General features: G+C 34.1%; 2 protein-coding genes and 1 tRNA gene. 2 read left to right on the top strand and 1 reads right to left on the bottom strand.

Translation table 11 applies throughout. From position 1 onward, the window contains the following. Window positions 1-272: 272 nt before the first annotated feature. The gene (locus tag GZ63_RS0116185) at window positions 273-1229 is read left to right on the top strand and encodes an alpha/beta hydrolase (protein WP_029271363.1); all 957 of its coding nucleotides are present in this window, start codon (window positions 273-275) and stop codon (window positions 1227-1229) included. Window positions 1230-1303: 74 nt separating this feature from the next. Here GZ63_RS0116185 and dat read toward each other — a convergent pair whose 3' ends face one another. Continuing rightward, complete coding sequence (dat, locus tag GZ63_RS0116180) at window positions 1304-2170, bottom strand: D-amino-acid transaminase (RefSeq protein ID WP_029271361.1); 867 nt, start codon at window positions 2168-2170, stop codon at window positions 1304-1306. A gap of 317 nt (window positions 2171-2487) precedes the next feature. On the opposite strand from dat, the gene GZ63_RS0116175 reads away from it, so the two are divergent. Continuing rightward, window positions 2488-2561, top strand: a tRNA-Gly gene (locus GZ63_RS0116175). The last annotated feature ends 116 nt before the right edge of the window (window positions 2562-2677 follow it).

Below are 2677 nucleotides of genomic sequence, written 5' to 3'. Positions count from 1 at the left end.
GATTAATGAAGTTGGATCATAAGTTAATAGAACAGTTTGTAGCAAGAAAAATCTAATAAATGAAATGAAAAAATCGAAGTGCCACTGGCACTTCGTTTTTCATGAAAATCAACCGGAGATCATGAAAATCAACCGGAGATCATGAAAATTGTACTTATTAGCGTTGTGATGCTGTAAAGAAGTACCAATAAAAAAGTGGCTAAAGGAACGGCAAAGATCGGTAATTTTTTATATAATGGAATTATAATGTTGTTGCCTAAGGGGGGACAAAGATGAAGAAAAAGAAATGGTTGAAAATATCACTTGGAATTATTGCTATTCTATTAATAATCAATACTGTAGCTAGTGTTTATTTTTATAATCTAGCTATAAAACGAAATGTAAAGGACTTTCTAGTAGGCAATGACGATCTCGAAGTAACAGCTGAAGCAATGGATGCTTTTTTAGAAGGAGATTGGCGTAATTGGGTCGACCAGCAGGATTTTGAGGAAATGGAATTAACATCATTTGACGGTCTTCGATTAAAAGGGTATTTTTTAGAGGCGGAAAAGCCAACAAATAAGACTGTTGTACTAGCGCATGGATACCTTGGCAGCGGTTCAGATATGGGAATTTACGGAGAATATTATTATAAAGCGCTTGGTTATAATGTATTTTTCGCAGACTCACGCGGTCACGGCGAGAGTGAAGGAGATTATATAGGATTTGGCTGGCATGATCGACTCGATTTTATAGGTTGGATCGATAAGCTAATTGAAAAACTTGGATCAGATACTGAAATCGTCATGCATGGTGTATCCATGGGGGCAGCGACAGCATTAAACACCAGTGGCGAGCAGCTTCCTGATAATGTTAAAGCAATTGTAGCTGATAGTCCCTATACGAGTGTATACGATATGTTTTCTTATCAAATGAAACGCATGTATCATTTACCTGCTATTCCAATCTTACCGAGTACAAGTATCGTTACAAAAATGAGAGCAGGTTATTCGCTTACGGAGGCTTCTTCTTTAGATCAGGTAAAAAAAGCAGAAGTACCTATTTTATATATTCATGGCGAGGCAGATACATTCGTCCCTACTAAAATGGCTAAAGAATTATATGAAAATACGAAAAGCAATGCAGAAATTATGACCATAAAAGGAGCGGGACATGGTGAAGCATTTGTAATTGAGAGGGAGAAATATGTAGAAAAATTAAGATCTTTTTTAGATAGATATATGGATTAAAGCGTCTCTTTCTAAAGAATTAGAAAAAGCAAGACACCTATCGGTAGTTATTTAATGGGTGCCTTGCTTTTATTTTAATTTATTGTAGAAGAAATAAGTTTAGCATCTTTTTCATATGCTTCTTGTAGTTGTTTGGATATTTTACCAGGTTTTCCATCTCCAATTTGCTTTCCATCCACCTGAATAATCGGCATAATTTCAGATGTTGTACTTGATAAGAATAATTCATCAGCTGCAGGGATGTCTTCTAAATTAAATCCTTCTTCAATAAATGGAATATTTAAATCCGCTGTGAATTTTTTGACTCTCATTCTAACACATCCGTGTAGAATTCTTTTTGTAGCAGGGAAAGTATAAATCTTATTTGACTTAACTAAATAAACATTAGCTGAACTACACTCAGTGATTAGTCCATTTTTATGTAAAATTGCTTCATAGCAGCCTTGTTCTTTAGCTTCTTGTTTGGCAAGAACATTAGGCAATAGGTTTAAACTTTTAATATAGCAATTTTCCCAGCGGATATCGCGTTGTGTTATTGTGCTGACCCCATTTTCAAGTAAATGATGTTTACGAGGAAGGTTCTGAGCATAAGCATACGTATTTACTGGTGTTTCAACTGGAAATTCGTGTTCCCTTGGAGATGAACCTCGAGTAATTTGTAAATATACTTTGCCGTCAACGGTCATTTTATTTTTTTCTATCAATGTTTGTAGCAAGCTAATGAGCTTTTTTTTGGTGAAGGGCAATATTAGTTTAATTGCTTCTGCTGAACGGAATAGACGATCAACGTGTTCCTTCAATAAGTAATATTCTCCGTTATAAATACGAATAACTTCATAAATACCGTCTCCGAATTGTAAACCGCGTTCTTCATAAGGATAATTTAAACTATCACGATGGATAAATTTTGACTGTGACATCATAATTGGATAAATTGCCATACTTTTTCCTCCTCTTCAAAACTATGTTTCTGGAATAATAAGATAACAATCAGGTTATTATATAAGTATATGAAACTGTATTATACTTCATGTTAGTGTCATATTCTATAACGAACAAACAATTACACAAAAAAGGAAAAGAAGGAATATTTTCCACCTTAAAAATATCACAATATTTGTAGGAAAATGTTGAATTTATATTGACTAGGATAAGGAGAGTTGTTATAATAAAAAATGTACTTAAAAAGAGATGGAAAATACATCAAAAGATGTAGGGGCAGTATGCGTAAGTCAAGTTCTTTTCTCTATAAAGAAATGCGGGTGTAGTTTAGTGGTAAAACCTCAGCCTTCCAAGCTGATGATGTGGGTTCGATTCCCATCACCCGCTCCATACATATTACCAACGCAGTGTTTTGTATTTTAAATATACGAGGCATTGCGTTTTTTCCTTTTACTACAAAAGAGAATCTAATATTAAATTTCCACTTTACTTGAAGGAAGTACTTT

The organism is Virgibacillus alimentarius, from assembly GCF_000709085.1.
GTDB lineage: Bacteria > Bacillota > Bacilli > Bacillales > Amphibacillaceae > Virgibacillus_B > Virgibacillus_B alimentarius.
Note: the sequence above shows the minus strand (reverse complement) of the source record. Positions and strands in the feature narration are given on the sequence as shown.